The 15,991-nt window shown below is 69.6% G+C and carries 12 protein-coding genes and 2 pseudogenes; 6 read left to right on the top strand and 8 right to left on the bottom strand.

The genetic code is table 11. The annotated features are described in order from the left end of the window. Positions 1-24: 24 nt before the first annotated feature. Positions 25-440, bottom strand: a pseudogene (locus tag AC07FK_RS23915) (DUF998 domain-containing protein); the annotation flags it as partial. A 384-nt stretch (positions 441-824) separates the two neighbouring features. Between AC07FK_RS23915 and AC07FK_RS23910 the strand changes: the two are divergent. Continuing rightward, positions 825-1,583: a hypothetical protein gene (locus AC07FK_RS23910; RefSeq protein WP_479106952.1), complete on the top strand. Its 759-nt coding sequence runs from the start codon at positions 825-827 to the stop codon at positions 1,581-1,583. Here the strand turns inward: AC07FK_RS23910 and AC07FK_RS23905 are convergent. After that, on the bottom strand, positions 1,518-2,642 hold the full coding sequence (locus AC07FK_RS23905) for an ABC transporter substrate-binding protein (RefSeq protein WP_479106951.1): 1,125 nt from the start codon (positions 2,640-2,642) through the stop codon (positions 1,518-1,520). The two genes, AC07FK_RS23910 and AC07FK_RS23905, sit on opposite strands and share 66 nt — an antisense overlap. A gap of 335 nt (positions 2,643-2,977) precedes the next feature. After that, positions 2,978-4,177: a trans-sulfuration enzyme family protein gene (locus tag AC07FK_RS23900; RefSeq protein WP_479106950.1), complete on the bottom strand. Its 1,200-nt coding sequence runs from the start codon at positions 4,175-4,177 to the stop codon at positions 2,978-2,980. 73 nt (positions 4,178-4,250) lie between these two features. Between AC07FK_RS23900 and AC07FK_RS23895 the strand changes: the two genes are divergently transcribed. Continuing rightward, positions 4,251-5,786 carry an aminotransferase-like domain-containing protein gene (locus AC07FK_RS23895; RefSeq protein ID WP_479106949.1) on the top strand — a complete coding sequence of 512 codons (1,536 nt, stop codon included), beginning with the start codon at positions 4,251-4,253 and terminating at the stop codon, positions 5,784-5,786. 479 nt (positions 5,787-6,265) lie between these two features. Here the strand turns inward: AC07FK_RS23895 and AC07FK_RS23890 are convergent, their stop codons facing one another. Continuing rightward, positions 6,266-7,018 carry an NIPSNAP family protein gene (locus tag AC07FK_RS23890; protein WP_479106948.1) on the bottom strand — a complete coding sequence of 251 codons (753 nt, stop codon included), beginning with the start codon at positions 7,016-7,018 and terminating at the stop codon, positions 6,266-6,268. Between the two features lie 109 nt (positions 7,019-7,127). Between AC07FK_RS23890 and AC07FK_RS23885 the strand changes: the two genes are divergently transcribed. Continuing rightward, complete coding sequence (locus tag AC07FK_RS23885) at positions 7,128-8,105, top strand: helix-turn-helix transcriptional regulator (protein ID WP_479106947.1); 978 nt, start codon at positions 7,128-7,130, stop codon at positions 8,103-8,105. Between the two features lie 235 nt (positions 8,106-8,340). On the opposite strand, the gene AC07FK_RS23880 is transcribed toward AC07FK_RS23885, so the two are convergent. Next, positions 8,341-9,381, bottom strand: coding sequence for a vWA domain-containing protein (locus tag AC07FK_RS23880; RefSeq protein WP_479106946.1), 1,041 nt, complete (start codon positions 9,379-9,381; stop codon positions 8,341-8,343). A gap of 693 nt (positions 9,382-10,074) precedes the next feature. Here AC07FK_RS23880 and AC07FK_RS23875 point away from each other — a divergent pair. Next, on the top strand, positions 10,075-10,731 hold the full coding sequence (locus AC07FK_RS23875) for a TOPRIM nucleotidyl transferase/hydrolase domain-containing protein (protein WP_479106945.1): 657 nt from the start codon (positions 10,075-10,077) through the stop codon (positions 10,729-10,731). A gap of 67 nt (positions 10,732-10,798) precedes the next feature. Here AC07FK_RS23875 and AC07FK_RS23870 read toward each other — a convergent pair whose 3' ends face one another. Both AC07FK_RS23870 and AC07FK_RS23865 read right to left on the bottom strand, forming a co-directional pair. Next, complete coding sequence (locus tag AC07FK_RS23870) at positions 10,799-11,287, bottom strand: carboxymuconolactone decarboxylase family protein (protein WP_479106944.1); 489 nt, start codon at positions 11,285-11,287, stop codon at positions 10,799-10,801. Between the two features lie 454 nt (positions 11,288-11,741). Continuing rightward, positions 11,742-12,944, bottom strand: a complete 1,203-nt coding sequence (locus AC07FK_RS23865; protein WP_479106943.1) for an erythromycin esterase family protein — start codon at positions 12,942-12,944, stop codon at positions 11,742-11,744. A gap of 58 nt (positions 12,945-13,002) precedes the next feature. Between AC07FK_RS23865 and AC07FK_RS23860 the strand changes: the two genes are divergently transcribed. Then, positions 13,003-13,752: a TioE family transcriptional regulator gene (locus tag AC07FK_RS23860; protein WP_479106988.1), complete on the top strand. Its 750-nt coding sequence runs from the start codon at positions 13,003-13,005 to the stop codon at positions 13,750-13,752. A 562-nt stretch (positions 13,753-14,314) separates the two neighbouring features. Here the strand turns inward: AC07FK_RS23860 and AC07FK_RS23855 are convergent. Beyond that, positions 14,315-15,373: a hypothetical protein gene (locus AC07FK_RS23855; protein WP_479106942.1), complete on the bottom strand. Its 1,059-nt coding sequence runs from the start codon at positions 15,371-15,373 to the stop codon at positions 14,315-14,317. Positions 15,374-15,574: 201 nt separating this feature from the next. On the opposite strand from AC07FK_RS23855, the pseudogene AC07FK_RS23850 reads away from it, so the two are divergent. Continuing rightward, positions 15,575-15,737 (top strand): annotated as a pseudogene (locus tag AC07FK_RS23850) (VOC family protein); the annotation flags it as partial. Between the last annotated feature and the right edge of the window lie 254 nt (positions 15,738-15,991).

Genomic DNA, 15,991 nt, shown 5'->3' with positions numbered 1-15,991 from the left:
GCGGAGGCAAGAGGCGACGACCACCAAGGGGCGTAGTCCCCATGATGCGGACTTGCCGCGATCAGCCAGAACCGGCCACACCGCCAGGAGAGTGATGCCGACCGCAACGACTGACCCGTGGGTCAGAGACCCCCGCTGCGCGGTACGGGGAGCAGAGCCACCACCCATGCCACTGCCCCGCCGCAGCCCAGCGCCACACGCCCCGCAGGCGCGGCCGCGCGCAGCCCACAAGCGGTGAGCAGGTGGCAGACGCCCAGGCCGGGGAGGGCGCCGGTCATCACCCAGAATCCCGCAGCCCCGTAGGCCCCCAGGACGCTGATCGTCTGAGTGGCGGGATCGTACGCAGGCCCTTCCAGAAGTGCCGCGATCGTCCAGCCTGCGACCAACAGGACGGGGGCACTCCCCGACGACAGCAGGGCCCACCTGGGAACAGCTCGCATCAGCCCCCGTAGGGCTCCCGATCATTCCTCAGCGCGCACGCGGGCGGGTGGAGCGCAGGTGTCCCTGGCCGACCGCGACGCAACCCGAGTGGCCGATCGTGAAGCGCGTTTCGGGTCACCTGCTGTGGGAGACGGGAGGACGAATGCGGACCTGTGGCGAGGGGCAGCGTCGCCAGCGGCCTCGCGGAGTGGCATTCGGCAGCAGCGCCTGGCGCCAATGCGTGGAGGCTCACGCTGGCTGACCCCGCTTGATCACAAATGCGATGCGCCCGGCCTGAGGCAGCCGTACGTGGCCAAGGTCAGGATTGCGCTGAGGGCTGTCGTCGAACCGGACCCTCGTCAGGCGCCCGGTGACCGAGCTGACGCTCGGAGGAGAATGCAGTCATGGCACCTCCCTCTTCCGCGTCGCGGCTGGTGGCTGCGGCCGCCAGGTCCCAGCTCCGCCCCCTCGGCCTGCGTCAGCACGGCCGGTCCCGCCTTTGGCTGGACGACCACGGCTGGTGGCTGGGGCTCGTCGAGTTCCCTTCCCCCACGTGGAGCCAGGGGAGCGGTCTGCACGTCGGAGTGATGTGGCTGTGGCAGGATTTTGGTCATTTCGCGTTCAACGTCAGTGAGCGACTGAGCCACACCGAGGACTACCGCAGTGATGAGCAGTTCTCGCGGGTTGCAGACGAGCTCGCATGTCGTGGGCGAACACAAATAGAGAAGCTCCGAATCCAGTTCCCGGACCTCGGGTCGGCGGCGAACTACCTGGCTGCTCAGCCGGTGAGGCGCGGATGGTTCTGGGAGCAATGGAACGCCGGCGTGGCCGCGGCGCTCGTCGGGCACGTGTCTGTGGCGCGGGAGCGGTTCACAGCGGTGCTCAAGGAGGAGTCCGTCGCCGCGTGGATGGACGATGCGCAACAAACCACACGACATCTGCTGCGCTTGGTAGAGGACACGGATTCCGTCAGGACCTGGGCGATGAGCAGCATCGGCTCCTGCAGGCAAAAGCTGCGCCTGAGTGCGGCGGAGTCGCTTGCGCAGGCATTCGACCAAGGCGCGAGCGCAGGCCTTGACCGTGGCATCAATTCTCTCTCAGCCTGCGTGAAGAGTGCGGAAGCGGTCAGGTTGCGCCGGATCCCGATCGACCACCTGGATTGACGTCCAAGCCCATTGCCAAACGCTGATGCCTGGCGTGCGGGTGAACCGGATCGGACCGCGGGTGCCTTCGACGGCAACGTGCGGCCAGGACGCGGCGATGCGTGCCCGGTCCGTGCCGTGAGAGCGCAGCACGTCGGCGAGGACGGTGATCGTGTCGTAACCCTCCAAGGCGACGAAGGAGGGTGCTTCGGCCAACCGCTCGCGGAGGGCCGTTTCGACTCGTGTCCCGAGTGGGGTGAGGCGCTCGGGCAGGTAGCGCAGGAATGGGATCGCGGTGCTGTCGTCGCCCAGAGGCTTTGCCCACTCGGCGAACTCAGGTTGCCCGGCCGGAGCACCGATCGTGACCCCGGCGAGGCGCTGGTCGCGGCGGACGGACTTGACGATCGACACGGCCGGCTCGGGGTGGCCGACCAGAAGAAGGAGGGCTGTCGCGCGGTTGTCGACGAGTTCGTCGCACACGGCAGTGGGGGCGAGCGCGCCCATGTCGAGTTCGATGACGGTGCCGCCGCGCAGAGCGAGGTGGTCCCGCAGAATGCGGGTGCCAGAGGCCCAGTAGACACTCGGCTGGGTTGCTACGGCGATGCGGCGGTGGCCGGTGCCGAGGAGGAAGTCCGCGTAGACCTGCCAGCCGCGGGACTGCGGCGGGGCGAGGCGCGCGACCCATTGCGTCGGCTGTTCGGTGAGCGCGTCGAGAACCGCTGACGAGCAGAGGAACGGCAGGCCGAGGGCGTCGGCCCTGGCGGCAGCGGCGCGAGCGACGACGCTGTGATACTCCCCGGCCAAGGCGGCCACGCCCGTGCGCGCCAATTCGTCGACGGCCGCCGTGGCTTTCTGCGGATCGGCCGCGGTGTCTCGGACCACCAACTCGAGTGGCCTCCCCACGATCCCGCCGGCGTCATTGACCGCGCGGACGGCCAGCTCGAGGCCGGCGAGCAAGTGTCGGCCTGCCTCGACCCAGCCAGGCCGAGTCAGCGGCACGAGAGCGCCGATCCGGACGGATGGCGACTCGTCAGTCCGCGCCGCTTCAGGAGGCGATGGTGGTGATGGCGGGGTGTTCATGCGTTGACGTCTCCCGTGCGACGGTGTGATCGGAGTTCGCCTTGATCGCCGAGTGAGGAGGTCCGGCAGTGCGCGATCGTCTCGTCTCGCCGAGGCGGGCGCACGTGGGTGACCGTGCCGGACAATGCATCCACCACCATCGCCAACAGACAACCGATTATCTGTTCGCTGGGCTACGAGGCTTCAGAAACCTCGGTCCTGGGAATCGCGGCCGGGCGGGTGGCCGGAGAGATCTCGCCTCGCGTGGGTACGGTCGGTCGGTCGGGCCCGGCCCCGGAGCCGAGGGCGTGTTCGCGTAGCCGCGCCCTGCGGGTCCGGGGACGGTCTGTGGTTCCTCAGGCCGCCTTCGCCGCCTGCTCCAGAGCCTGCTCCACGTCCGCCCACAGGTCCTCGACGTGCTCGATGCCGACCGACAGCCGTACCATGCCCGGGCCGATCCCCGCCGTCTCCAGGGCCGCCGTGTCCAGCTGGCGGTGGGAGGTGGAGGCCGGGTGCATCACGAAGGTCTTCACGTCGCCCAGCGACGGGCTGAGCGAGGCGAGGCGTACCGCCTCGATGAACGCCCGGCCCGCCTCCCGGCCTCCCACCAGGTCGAACGAGACCACCCCGCCGCCCCCGGTCAGCACCCGCCGCGCGATCGCGTGGTCCGGGTGGCTCGCCAGGCCGGGATGACGTGCGGCGGACACCGCCGGGTGGGCGGCGAGCCGTCCCGCGAGTTCGAGCGCGTTCGCGCACTGGCGCTCCATGCGCAGCGCCAGCGTCTGCATCCCGCGCAGCGTCAGCCAGGCCGCGAACGGGTCGGTCGAGGCGCCCTGCTCGATCGCGTAGTGGCGGATACGGCCGTGCAACTCGACGTCCCGGAAGACGGCCACCCCACCGAGGACGTCCGCGTGCCCGGCCAGGTACTTGGTCGCGGAGTGGATGACGACGTCCGCGCCGAATGCGAGCGGCCGGCACAGCAGCGGCGAGGCGAAGGTGTTGTCGACGACGGTGGGGACACCGTGCTGGGACGCCTCGGCGATGAGGGCGGGGAGGTCGGCTACGCGGGTGGTCGGGTTGGCGATGGTCTCGAGGTAGAGCAGCCGCGTCGTGGGCCGTACGGCCCGTCGCACCTCTTCCGGGTCCGTGCCGGAGACGTAGGTGACCTCGACACCCCACCGCTCGGCGAGGTCCGTGAGGACCGCGTACGTACCGCCGTACAGGCAGCTCTGCGCGATGACGTGGCCGCCGCTGGACAGCATGGCGAGCAGGACGCCGTTGATGGCGCCCATGCCGGAGGCGAAGGAGTGGGCCGCGACGCCGTGCTCCAGCCGGGCGACGGCGTCTTCCAGGGAGCGGACGGTGGGGTTGCCGAGCCGGCTGTAGAGGAAGGTGTCGGGCTCCTGGAAGGCATCGGCCATCGCATCGGCCGTGTCGAAGGCGAAGACGTGCCCCTGGTGGAGGGGGACGCCGATGGGGCGGCTGCCCCGGATCTCCGTCCGGGGCGGGTGGGCGGCGAGGGTTTCGGGACGGAGGGCTCCGGTGTCGTGGCTCATGGAACTCAGTCTGTGGACAGGCGACTTGCGCTCACAGGACCAATCCCGGCAGATTGGTCTGCCAATGGAGCCAATGTCACCACCCCCACCCCCGTCGCTCGCCGCGCCGCCCGTGCCAGCCCTCACGCCGCCCCTCGCCGCGCCGCTCAGCCCTGACGAACTCGTCGCACGGCTCGGCCGCTGGTCCGCCGGTCGCGGCCCGCTGTACCTTCTCCTCGCCGCCCGACTGCGGCAGTTGATCGACGACGGTCTGCTGCCGCCGGACACGCCGCTGCCGCCCGACCGGCGGCTCGCGACCGCGCTCGCGGTCGGCCGGACCACGGTAGTCGCGGCGTACGACACCCTCCGCCAGGAGGGCCGGCTGGTCCGGCGCCAGGGCAGCGGCACCCGCGTCGCCCCGGCCGCGCTCACTCCCGGACCCCGGGTGACGGAGACATCGAATCCGCTCTTCCTGCACCTGCTGGAAGCGCCGGATGACGGGGTGATCCTACTGAGCTGCGCGGGTCCCATGACTCCTCCGCCGGAACTCGTACGGGCGTACGCGGAGCTGACGCTGCCCACCTGCGACCTCGGCTACCACCCGGCCGGGCTCGCCCCGCTGCGGTCGGCGGTCGCGGCCCGGTACGCGGCGCGCGGGGTGCCCACGGAGCCGGAGCAGATCCTGGTCACCACGGGAGCCCAGCAGGGTCTGTCGCTGCTGACCCGGCTGCTGGTGGCGCCGGGCGACGGGGTGCTGGTCGAGGCGCCGACGTACCCCGGCGCACTGGACCTGTTCCGCGAGGCGGCGGCCGCGCCCCTGCCGGTCGCGGTCGGGCCCGACGGGGTCGACGTCGACGAGGCGATCCGGACGATGGAGCGTCACCGTCCCGCCCTGGCCTACGTCGTCTCGCGCTTCCACAATCCCACCGGAACCGTCCTGCCCCCGCTGCGCGCCCGCCGCCTTGTGGAGGCGGCGCAGGCCCTCGACGTGCCGCTCGTCGACGACGAGGTGCTCGCCGATCTCGCGTTCGAGGAGGACCCCGGGCAGACGGCACGGCCTGTGCTGTCCGCCTACGGCGAGGTCATCGGTGTGGGTTCGCTCAGCAAGGTGGTGTGGGGCGGGCTCAGGATCGGGTGGGTGCGGGCGCCGGCCGCGCTGATCGCACGGCTCGCCCGGCTGAAGGCCATCCACGACCTGGGCTCCGATGTACCGGCGCAGCTGGTGGCGGTGCGGCTGCTTGCCGAATTCGAGTCGATCCTGGCCGACCGCGTCCGGTCGCTGCGCGCGGGCCACGACCACATGCGCGCCGAGCTGGCCCGCCTGCTGCCGTCATGGAGCTGCGCCCCGGCGACCGGCGGCCAGACGCTGTGGGTACGCCTGCCCCACGGTGACGGGGTGTCCTTCGCGCAGGTCGCCCTGCGCCATGGGGTGGCTGTGCTGCCGGGGGCCACGATGGACGCCTGTGGAGGCAGCACCCGTCGTCTGCGTCTGCACTTCCTCGCCCCGCACGACACCCTGACCGAAGCGGTCCGCCGCCTGGCCGCGGCCTGGGCAGACTACGCTTCCGCCCCCGCACCTCCGTCGCCAGTCCCGCTCGCGGGTGCGTCCCTCCGGGCGATGGCCGTCTGAAACCGGTCGGGTCCGCCCGCCCGACTTCGTACCTCCCGGGGGCCGTTCCTTGAAGGCCGGGAACCGCTCCCAGATCCGCCGCACAGCTACGCCAACCCCGCCGACTGAGCGGTGCGAGTGGGTTCGGACGTTCAGAACCACGTTGTGCGGGCAAGCGGCCAGAGTGAGCAGTCGGCGTGAACCAGACGTTCAGGACTCGGCTTGGACGACAGCCGAGTCCTGTGATGCGCACGCCCTCCGTGACCACCTCGCCCACGCGATCGAGTCCATCCGATCCCAGACAGCGATGATCCGGGGGCTGCCCCCGGAAACTTCTGGTCGGGACGGGGTTACGAAGTCTGACGACACGCGAGGGGAGTGACCCGCCTCGCCGCCCGCAGGGCGCAGTCAAGCCAGGACGTCGAAGGCGGCTGGGGCGTGGGGGCGACGGTGCTCGGCGCGGGTGTCGGGTGGGCAAGGTATGCGCACCGCACGTCAGCTCAGGAGATGAGTGAGCGGCCAGTGGGCGACAGCCTGAGCAGCCGGGGTGCTGATGTCTGTTCTCGCTCGACGCTCGGCAGAATATCCCCTCGTACGAGGGGGTGAGCCCGGGCCGCGGCGACGTGTCGGCGGTGTGCGTCCTCGTCGGGGTACGAGGTGAAGATCGCGGCGACGTTCTCGCCGGTGCGGACCGGCAGCCGCGGAAACGTGTTGGGCGCGTGCTCGGTGGTCAGGAAGGCGAGTGGCGCGGGTCCCGTCTCGGCGAGCACGGGCAGGAGCCCGTCCCGGAGCAGCTCGATGCCGTCGTGCCGTCCGGGTGCGAAGGACCACAGGGTTGCGGCCACGAACCGGTCCGGTGGCGGAGTTCCGACCGGGGCCCGCTCGGAGAGGGCAGTGGTCAGGGCGTTCCCGGCCGCGCTTCCCGTCGACTGCGGACGCAGGAGGAGGACGTCGTCGGAGTCGATCATGGTGTCGTTCGCCTGGGGGCCGTGCTCGGCCCACACAGGGCCGCCGTAGAAGTCCGTGAGCCCGTGATGGCGTGTCCTCATGTCCCGGAACCCGCGCAACCAGACGAAGCGGTCCGGGTCGTCGAGATCCCGGAACTGGCCGAGCACGCTCATGCCTACTTCTTCCTGGGTTTCGACGAGCTCCCGGTCGAACAGCTCGATGAGCTCGTCGCGCCGGCGGGGGCGCAGTGTGTACTGGCGAAGTTCGATCACGGCGGGCGGGCCGGCGAGGTCGGTCGTTGGCACAGCAGGGCTCCCGTTCGGTGCTCTTCGGGCGGTGGCTACCGCCTGTCGGATCGGACACTAGGGTCACTCTGTGACACGTGCTGTCAGGGTTTCCGGGGAGAATGCGCGCATGTCTGCCAGTCGACTGCTGTCGGTGCTCCTGCTGCTGCAATCGCGCGGCCGCTTGTCCGCGTCAGAGATAGCCGACGAGCTGAACGTGTCCGTACGGACCACCTACCGGGACCTGGCGCGCCTGCAGGCCACTGGCGTACCGGTCTACGCCGAGACGGGCCGTGGGGGCGGTTACCAGTTGCTCGACGGCTACCGTACGCGTCTCACCGGAATGAGCGAGGGCGAGGCACGGGCACTCTTCTTCGCAGGACTTCCCGGGCCGGCCGCCGACCTCGGGCTCGCGGCCGAGGTGGCGGCCGCCCGGCTGAAGCTCCTCGCCGCGCTGCCGACAGGACTGCGCGAGGAGGCCACGCGGGCCGCGGCGGTGTTCCACCTGGACGCCCCCGGCTGGTACCGGGAACCCGAACAGACTCCGCATCTGGCCTTGTTCGTCGAGGCGGTGCTCGCCGGGCGTGCGGTGGACGTGCGCTACCGCCGCTGGCGCGCCCCGCAGGAGGTGAATCGCCGCCTTCACCCGTTCGGCCTGGTGCTCAAGTCCGGCACTTGGTACCTCGTGGCTGCCACAGAGAAGGGGACGGCGACCTACCGCGTCGCACAGGTCCTCGACGCGATGCTGGCCGACGAACTGTTCGACCGGCCCGAGGATTTCGATCTGGCAGCGTACTGGGCTTCTTACCTGAGTGACTTCGAGGCGCGCCGCTACACCGGCACTGCCACCATCCGTCTGTCCCCTCGGGGGCGCCGGCGCCTTCCCGACAACGTACCGCCCGAAGTGGTCCGCGCGGTCGACTCCACCGCGACCGCCGTGGGCGAGGACGGATGGGTCGAGGCGGTCATCCCGGTCGAGGGCACCGAGCACGCCTGCGGCGAGTTGCTGCGACTCGGCAAAGACGTCGAGGTCGTCGCACCGGCCGAACTCCGCCGGGCCATGGCCACCACCGTGGGGATACTCGCCCGCACCTACGAACTGCGCTGACGTACCGCGCACGATTGCTTCGACCACGCCGACGACGAACCGCCCGAAGCGGCGCACCTCCGGTTTCGGCGTTCCCGCCGCGCGGCTGGGTTTGTCGAGACCTCGCTCGCCTCGACGGTTCGTGCCCCCAGGTGAGAAACGAACGCTTACGCCGCGCCCGCTGTCGCCGACCCCGTTGCTGGTGGGCGTGGAGTGACGAGGAAGGTCGCAACCCCCGACCCGGATTTCCGAGGCGTCAGATCATCAGCAGCAGTCGCGTGTGCGGAACGAGCTTCCGGTTCACACTGGTGCTCTGCACAAAGATCGTGTATTCGTCGTTGTGGTCCGGCTTGATGCGAATTTCCGTGTCCGGCAGGCCGAGGAGTGCTCGAGCCTCCGGCCCGGTGTACACCCGGTCCGTCTTTTTCTCCAGCACCGCGATCTTCTTCCGTGCCTGAATCTTCTCCGACTTACTCAGCTGATAGAAGGCACAACCGGTGCGGTACGTGTGCCCGCATTCGATGACCCATTCCCGTATCGCCGCATCACGAGCCACCGGAATCAGCTGGTACTCCGACGGCTTGACCGGAGTGAGACCGGCTGCCTTGATGGTTTCCTCGTTGACCGCCTCCGCGCCCGTGGAGAACACCGCCCGCGATCCCCGGATCCCCTGGGCGCGGCCCACCATGAAGTTCTCGGTGGCCTGGCGGATGACCTGTCCGGCCTCTTCCAGGCCCTGTGTGCTCGTGGCGTCCCAGATGGCGATGTTGTCCTTCGGGAAGCCGCACTGCATGGCCTCGCGCTTGCCCAACTGGTCCGGCACAAGGACGGCCAGCGTCCAGTTGTCCTGCTGCGTCTCGATCATCTTCCCGACGGCCTGCACCAGTTCACGCGCGTTCCTGCTGGGTGCGTCCGGGCAGCGATGGCTTGCGTTCTCCTGACCGTCGGTCAATACGAACGTCAGGAAGCTGTGGTCGCCGTACAGTTGCGCGGTCTGAGCCAGTTCTCGCTGCGACTTCAGTGTGGCGGCCAGCAGAGCCGTCATTCCGCCGACCCGGTACAGCTGCTTCAGGGAAGGCATACGCAGCACGTCCTTGTCGTAGATGACGCACTCCACCTTGTCGGCGAAGATGTACACCGTGACGCGGGTTTCCTGGTCCAGTTCCTTCGACCGGCGGGCCAGATATGCAATCTGCTGGTCGGCTACTTCGACGACCTTGCCGTTCAGATGCGACATGGACGAACTGGCATCCAGCACGAGAGCGACGTGATTGATGTAGTTCTGGTTTCCGGACATGGCGGCTTCCCCTCTTTCCGACTCGATGCTTCTACCTTCTCACCCACCACTGACAATCGATCTTGGCTTCCGACCCGGCAACGACGAGTAAGCCCCTCCGGGGCCCCGCCGAACCGCTGGACCCCTCCGTACTTACGTGCGCGACTCCACAGGGCCGCCTGCGAGTTGCCGGGCGGTCCGCCCCTGCGAGTGGCGATCTGCGCCCCCTCGAAGCCCAGTTCATCGAGGCCAGTTCCTTGAACGCAGGCCGCTGCCCGGGGCGGAGTTGCAACAGCCCGCCTCGCCTGCGAGAGGGCGTGTCCTCCGACGCGATCGGGCCGTACGAGAATTTCGCGTACGTGCCCGGTGCCACTGTGCGGTTCGTGGCAGCGGAACCCGGCCTGTTACAGGCCACGTCGGGTTGCCGCCGGTTCACGTCCCAACCAGGTACTCCGAGGGGGAACGCTGCGGTGTCCTGCTGACTCCGGGAGAGCGGCAACTACCCAGACCATGATGGACGACCGCGCCTTGCTCGGCTGGGTACGCCGGATCCACACCGGCACCCGCTCACCACTTCGGCCTGCACCGATTCCCTGGTGCTGGGCGCGGCCGACCACTCAGCCGCCGCGTCGGCCGCGGCGAGCGCGCGTGCGGAAACGTGCGTGCGTACGAGATCGCGGCCGTGCCAGGATTGGAGTCTGAAAGCGAGGTCTCATGGATGAGTTGAGGCGATTCCGCCTGGCGCTCGCCACGTGGGCGGCCGGCGGACCGGAGTCAGGGGCGGCCGCCTCGGTGGCGCGAGAGGTCGCCGACGGGGGTGTTCGGACGATCGTGCTCGTCGAGGGGGGCAGCGATCAGATCGCACTCGAAGCGCTGGCCACACGTTACGGCCGCGACCTCGGCGCAGAGGGAGTCGCGGTAGTACCGCTCGGAGGTGCGACAAGCATCGGGCGTTTCCTGGACGTGTGCGGTCCTCCAGGGCTCGGCCTCCCGTTGGCCGGTCTCTGTGACATTGGCGAGGAGCGGCATTTTCGGCGTCATCTCGAGCGGGTCGGGCTCGGGTCCGCTCTCGAACACCCCGAACTGGAGACGCTGGGGTTTCATATGTGCGTCGCCGACTTGGAGGACGAGCTGATCCGCGCTGTCGGAACCGAGGGCGTGCAGCAGGTGATCGAGGCCCAGGGGGAGATACGCCCCTTCCGCACCTTCCAGGGCCAGCCCGCACAGCGGGAACGACCAGTGGAGCACCAACTGCGGCGCTTCATGGGCACGCACAGCGGCCGCAAGGCGCTCTACGCGCAAGCCCTCGTCTCGCACTTGGACCTCGAGCGCGTTCCCCGGCCGCTGGAGCGCCTCCTCAGCCACGTCTGACGCTGACGTCGTCAGTGCCGAGCGCTCTGGCTGAGGAGGCGGTTCCCGCCGCGTGATGGAGGGGCGGTCAGTCCCACTGTTCGTCGGCGAGGGATGCGACCGGGGCCGGTTTGCCGATGACGGCCAGGGCGATGAAGAAGTTGATCTGGCCGATCGCGACGGTAAGGGTGGCCAGGGCCTTCTCGTCGTAGTGCTTCGCCACCTGCGCGTACAGCTCGTCGGAGACTCGTTCCTTGCAGTGGGGGGCGGGTTGGAGGGTTGCCTCCGCCAGGGCGAGGGCGGCGCGCTCGGCGTCGGTGAAGTACGGCGCGTCCTGCCAGGAGGAGACGGCGGTGATGCGCTGTTCGGACTCCCCTGCCTTGCGCAGGAAGTTGGTGTTCAGAATCGTCAGGTAGGTGTTGCCGACGATCTGCCCGGCCCGCAGGTGGACGAGGCTCATCGTGGTGCGTGGCACCGAGCGGTTGCCCGTGGCCCGGAACAGGGCGGCGCTGATCTCGTTCAGCTCCGGCACGAACTCGGCAGGGTTCGCCATCCGGGAGATCGAGGTGTTCGTCATGACTGGACTCCTTCACATCGGCCTGCGCGGCGCTTTCACAGCATTGACGGACCGACTCGCCAAGGTGTGACGGCCGCCCGAGGTATTTCTTCCGATGCGTCGCGGCTGGCCCGGTGACGTCGTTCCCCGGGGGCCGTACTCGCGCCCCCTACGGTTGTGCCGCAGCGCGGCGAGGCAGCCACCGGGAACGCCAACGCGATGGTGGCCGCGGCTGCTCCCTCGCCAGTTCCGGTCGGCCGCTGCTCCGGCCCTCGCTGCGGCAACACATCCTCGTACGCCCCGTCATCACCCAGCGCGGTGAGCGCTGCTGTGGCACGCGCGCTGCCTCCTCGCGGACCGCCCGTCGCGATGATGGAGCGCAAGGGCGCCCCGAGACTTGCCGAGCCGAGCCGAGCCGAGCCGGAGCAGCGGACAGCAGGGCGGAATCCTGCCACCTGGGCTGCTGCTTGTGGCACTAGCTCCGGGGGACGTCCTTGACGAACACGAGGGCGTCCATTCCTGCCAAGTGGGTCGGGTCGAGCGGGGAGTAACCGAACCACGGGGAAACGCGCGGGGTGGGCAGCGTTTCGCCGAGGACCGTGACCAGCCGCTGGGTGTCAATGACGCATTGGTCCTCCGGAAGCGAGTACAGGAGTCCTTCGACGGTGTCCGGCGGCGGCGTGTCCACTCCCCGGTGCCGGATCGTGCCGAGAGCCGTGGCCACGAAGGCGTAATCTTCGCCCAGTTGGGCGCTCACCAACGCACCGGCGCCCCACCACCGCAGCGGCATCCCGCCCATCCGCATCGTGCTCTGCTCCCGCTGGAGGTGGGAGTTGTGGGCGTGGACGAGTGCGGGGCCCTGTTCAGCGAGGGCGAGGAGGTTGTGGGCCATCATCTGGTCCCGCACGCTCGCCAGCCACGTCAACCGAGCCGGTGAGGCGTCGGCCATCCAGCGGTGGTAGCGCAGCAGGCCGGTCGCTGTGCGCCCGTACAGGCGCGCCCGGTCCCAGTCGTCCCGTGAGGTCACCGTGACCAGGTGCGGTGCCTGCGCGTCGAGGAGTGCGGCCAGGTCGTCGGCGAGCAGCCGCAGCTGGCTGGCTTCGGCCGACTGCCCGACGGACTGGGCCGGGTCGCGCATCGCAGCGGGATTGGACCACTGGTCGTCGGCGCCGAGCAGGCGGTCGAGCGTTTCCGCGGTGCAGGGGAGCAGATCCGCGTCCACGCAGGTAGAGAGGTAGGCGTGGAGTCCGGCGAGGGCTTGCCGGGGGCTCGCGGCGCCAGTGATCTCCAGCGGGCCGTCGAAACCGGCGAAGCGGAGCTGCTCCGGCGCGGGCCGGCCGTCGTTGTAGGAGCGCATCCAGCGCACGAGCTCGCGGTTGGCCGCGTAGGCGCCCCACTCGTGGCTGATTCCACGCTCCATGACCTCGTCGAGGGTGCCTTTGCCCGAAGTGACGTACCCGTCCACGACCAGGCCCATCATGCAGTCGCTCTCGATCGCGATCGTCCGACAGCCCTCCTCCTCGACGAGTTGCCGGAAGAGCTCGTTGCGCAGGTCGAGGAGAGTGTCCTCGCCGTGGGTGGGCTCGCCCAGGGCGAGCAGTCGCGGCCGGGTCGTAAGCAACCTTATGACGGCGGCTGCTTCGACGGGATGGGTGGTGTCCTGGATGTGAGTAGCCATGCATTCAACGGTATCGTTGAACCTCCGATTGAAACTTTTACGCGATATCGGCAGGACCATGAAGCGAAACCTTCAAAGCAGTGAGCGGCTCAGGCCAGTCGATCTGGCACGCGAACATGGTCTGTCCACGCAGGCGATCAGGAACTACGAGGAAGCCGGCATCCTGCCGGCGTCCGGTCGCACATCCCACGGCTACCGCACCTATACGCCGCTGCACGCGGTGGCCCTTCGTGCGTTTCTTGCCCTGCTGCCCGGCCACGGCCACCAGACGGCGTCCTCGATCATGCGAGCCGTCAACCAGGACGCGAACGACGCGGCGTTCCGCCTCATCGACGAGAGCCACGCCCAACTCCTCGACGACCGGCGGACCCTCCAGGCCGTGGAGAGCGCCCTCCGCGACCTGGAGTGCACGACATCGTCCGAACCCGCTGCGGAATCCGAGCGGGTCAGAGCATCCGGGCGCAGTGACACGTTCATCGGGCCGCTGGCGGACGAGCTCGGCATCCGGCCCGCAACCTTGCGCAAATGGGAGCACGCCGGGCTGGTGCGCCCGCGCCGCGACCCGGTGACCGGGTATCGCGTCTACGGCGAGGCCGACGTGCGCGATGCCCGGATGGTCCACCAGCTCAGGCGGGGCGGCTACCTTCTGGAGCAGATCGCTCCGCTGATCACCCAAGTGCGGGCGGCCGGCGGCCTGGTGTCGCTGGAGGCCGCACTGGGCGGCTGGCGCGGTCGGCTGTCCGCCCGCGGACGGGCGATGCTGACGGGGGCCGCAGAACTGGAGGCGTACCTCCGCAAGCGGGGATAGGTCCTCGGTGTCGCCAGGCCATCGGTTCGTCCTGGCTGCCCCGTCCACTGGCGCGGTCCGGTCCGTACTGAGTCCTACTCCTTGTCGACCGCAGCCAGACCCCAGGGGTGCAGGCGGGCGGGCAGCTTGAGGAGCCGCCGAACGGCGCGTTGGCAGCGACGCGACCCGGCACGCTGTCGGTGGGCGCTGGTTGATGCGGGCATGGACGCGGGGGTGCCGGAGCCGTTCGGCAGGTTCCTGCAGGAACCTGCCGGCGCAACCGCCTGCAGCACCTCCCCGCTCCTGGAGGCAGGCGCGGCCGAACGACGCTGACGGGCCAGGGCGTGTCTCGTGGAACACCTGGGCCGGGCGGTGGTCCTACTGAGTACCCACAGGTCGCCGGCGTGAGCCGCATCGGGCGAGGGACGGCCGATCCGGTGCACGGCCGGGTACGGGTCCCGGACACTGGAGCGCCCCGTGCCCCCTGCGAGACGCGCGGTCCGGTCCCGTTCGCAGTCCGCGCGTCTCACCCGCGAGGCGAGGTGGTCCAACGGCAGCCGGGAGGGCGCGCCGGGGGAGCGGGTCAGCCGGTCGGCAGCCCCAGCCCGTAGTACCTCACGTCGTACCCGTCCACGTAACAGGCCTCGCCCCCGATGACCAGGTCCGTCGGCTCGCGCACCCCCGTTGCCCCGGCCGTCGCCACGAGCATCTCGGCGAGTGCGCGGCCCTTCAGCTCCCCGGGGCCGCCCGCGTCCACACGCCATACCGGATCGTCGTCGCTGAAGACCGACGCCGTCCTCGGGTGCTGGGCGACTGTGCCCCAGCCGAGTGCGGCCGGATCGACGTCGTCCGGGGCGAAGCAGCCGATCGACAGCCGGTCGCTGCACGTCACTTCGAAAAGGAGGGGCGCGTCGTGGCCGTAGCGCCCGTAGACCGGCATTGCGATGCTTACACCGAGGGCGGTCGTCTCGGCGGGCAGCGCCCCCAGGAACTGGTCCAGTGACCGGGTGACGGTGTCCCAGCTGCGGGCGGTCCAGCCGCCGGGAAAGCCGAGGCCGGCGTTGGCCTGGTCGTTATTGCTGCCGAAATAGCCGCTGATCGAGTGCTCCTCGCCGATCCCCTGACGCCAGAACCAGTTCTCCGTCGGGTCGGTGGGCTGCAGGACCAGCTCCGGACCTGCCTGCCCGGCGCGCAGTTCCAGGGTGTCCGGCCTGCCGCGCCAGCGGGCGAAGGGAGCGCCCCAGAGAGGCTCGCTGTCGTAGAAGGGGCCCAAATCGCCGTGCGAACCGATGATTGACGGTTTGCCCAGCGCCGCGGTCACTTCCTCTTTGGCGGCGCGGAAGGCGGCGGCCTGCGCTGCGGCGTCTGGTACGGAAGTGGCAACGGGGACCGCGAGCTCCACATACGACTCGTTGCAGACGTACCGTTCCTCGTACTTACCCACCGGGCGCAAGCGGGCGTCGCCCGAGGACCGGCCGGTTGTCAGGACGGGCCTGTCCGGCGTGCCGTTCCAGGCCCAGCCGAGTTCAGCCGCCAAGGCCCTCACCCCGTCCGGCGTCCAGCCACCGGTGTCCGCCGCAACGAGTCGCCGGGCGAGCTCGGCGATGGATTGTTCTTCGAAGTTTCCCCGCTCTCCGTTCATACGCGCATCGTGCCGCATCCAGGACCGGGCCGATTGTGCGGGGTGCGCGGGTCGGGCGATGCGCAGAGCGTCAGAAGGATTGCACGCATGCGTTGGCGTCAGAAACCGTTGGGTGCAACGTGTTTCGCTCTACTGCCAGGTGAGAGTCGGCGCACGTTCGGTATTGAACTGGGCAGCCCGCAGCCCGCAGCGCCTTCGTCGATCATGTTCGCGGTCGACGGCATCGAGGACGTCATTGCCCCGCCTGCCCACCCACGGCGCGGAACTCGTCGGCGACGTGGCGCAGTACGAGGACGTCTATCGCCTCTGTTACGTCCGCGGACACGAGGGCATCATCGTCGGACTCGCCGAGCAGCTCAACTGAAGGCTGCAGAAGTCACGGCACCGGGAAGGCACCCGAGAGCATCAGTTCGGGCGCGCGCATGCATGTCGGTAACCACACGGCTCAGCTCGGTGCTCGCTGCTGCCCTGAGCCATGCGAGAGCATTGCGCTGCCGCTGCCGCTGCCGCTGCCGCTGCCGCTGCCGCTGCCGCTGCCGCTGCCGCTCGACGCCCGGTCCCGGAACCCTAGGATCGTACTGATCCGCAGCCATCGCAGTGACCTGCAGACATCGAAGG

The sequence above is a fragment of the Streptomyces sp. NPDC046122 genome (assembly GCF_056429965.1).
The sequence above is the reverse complement of the archived record's forward strand: the minus strand, read 5'-3'. Positions and strand labels throughout refer to the sequence as shown.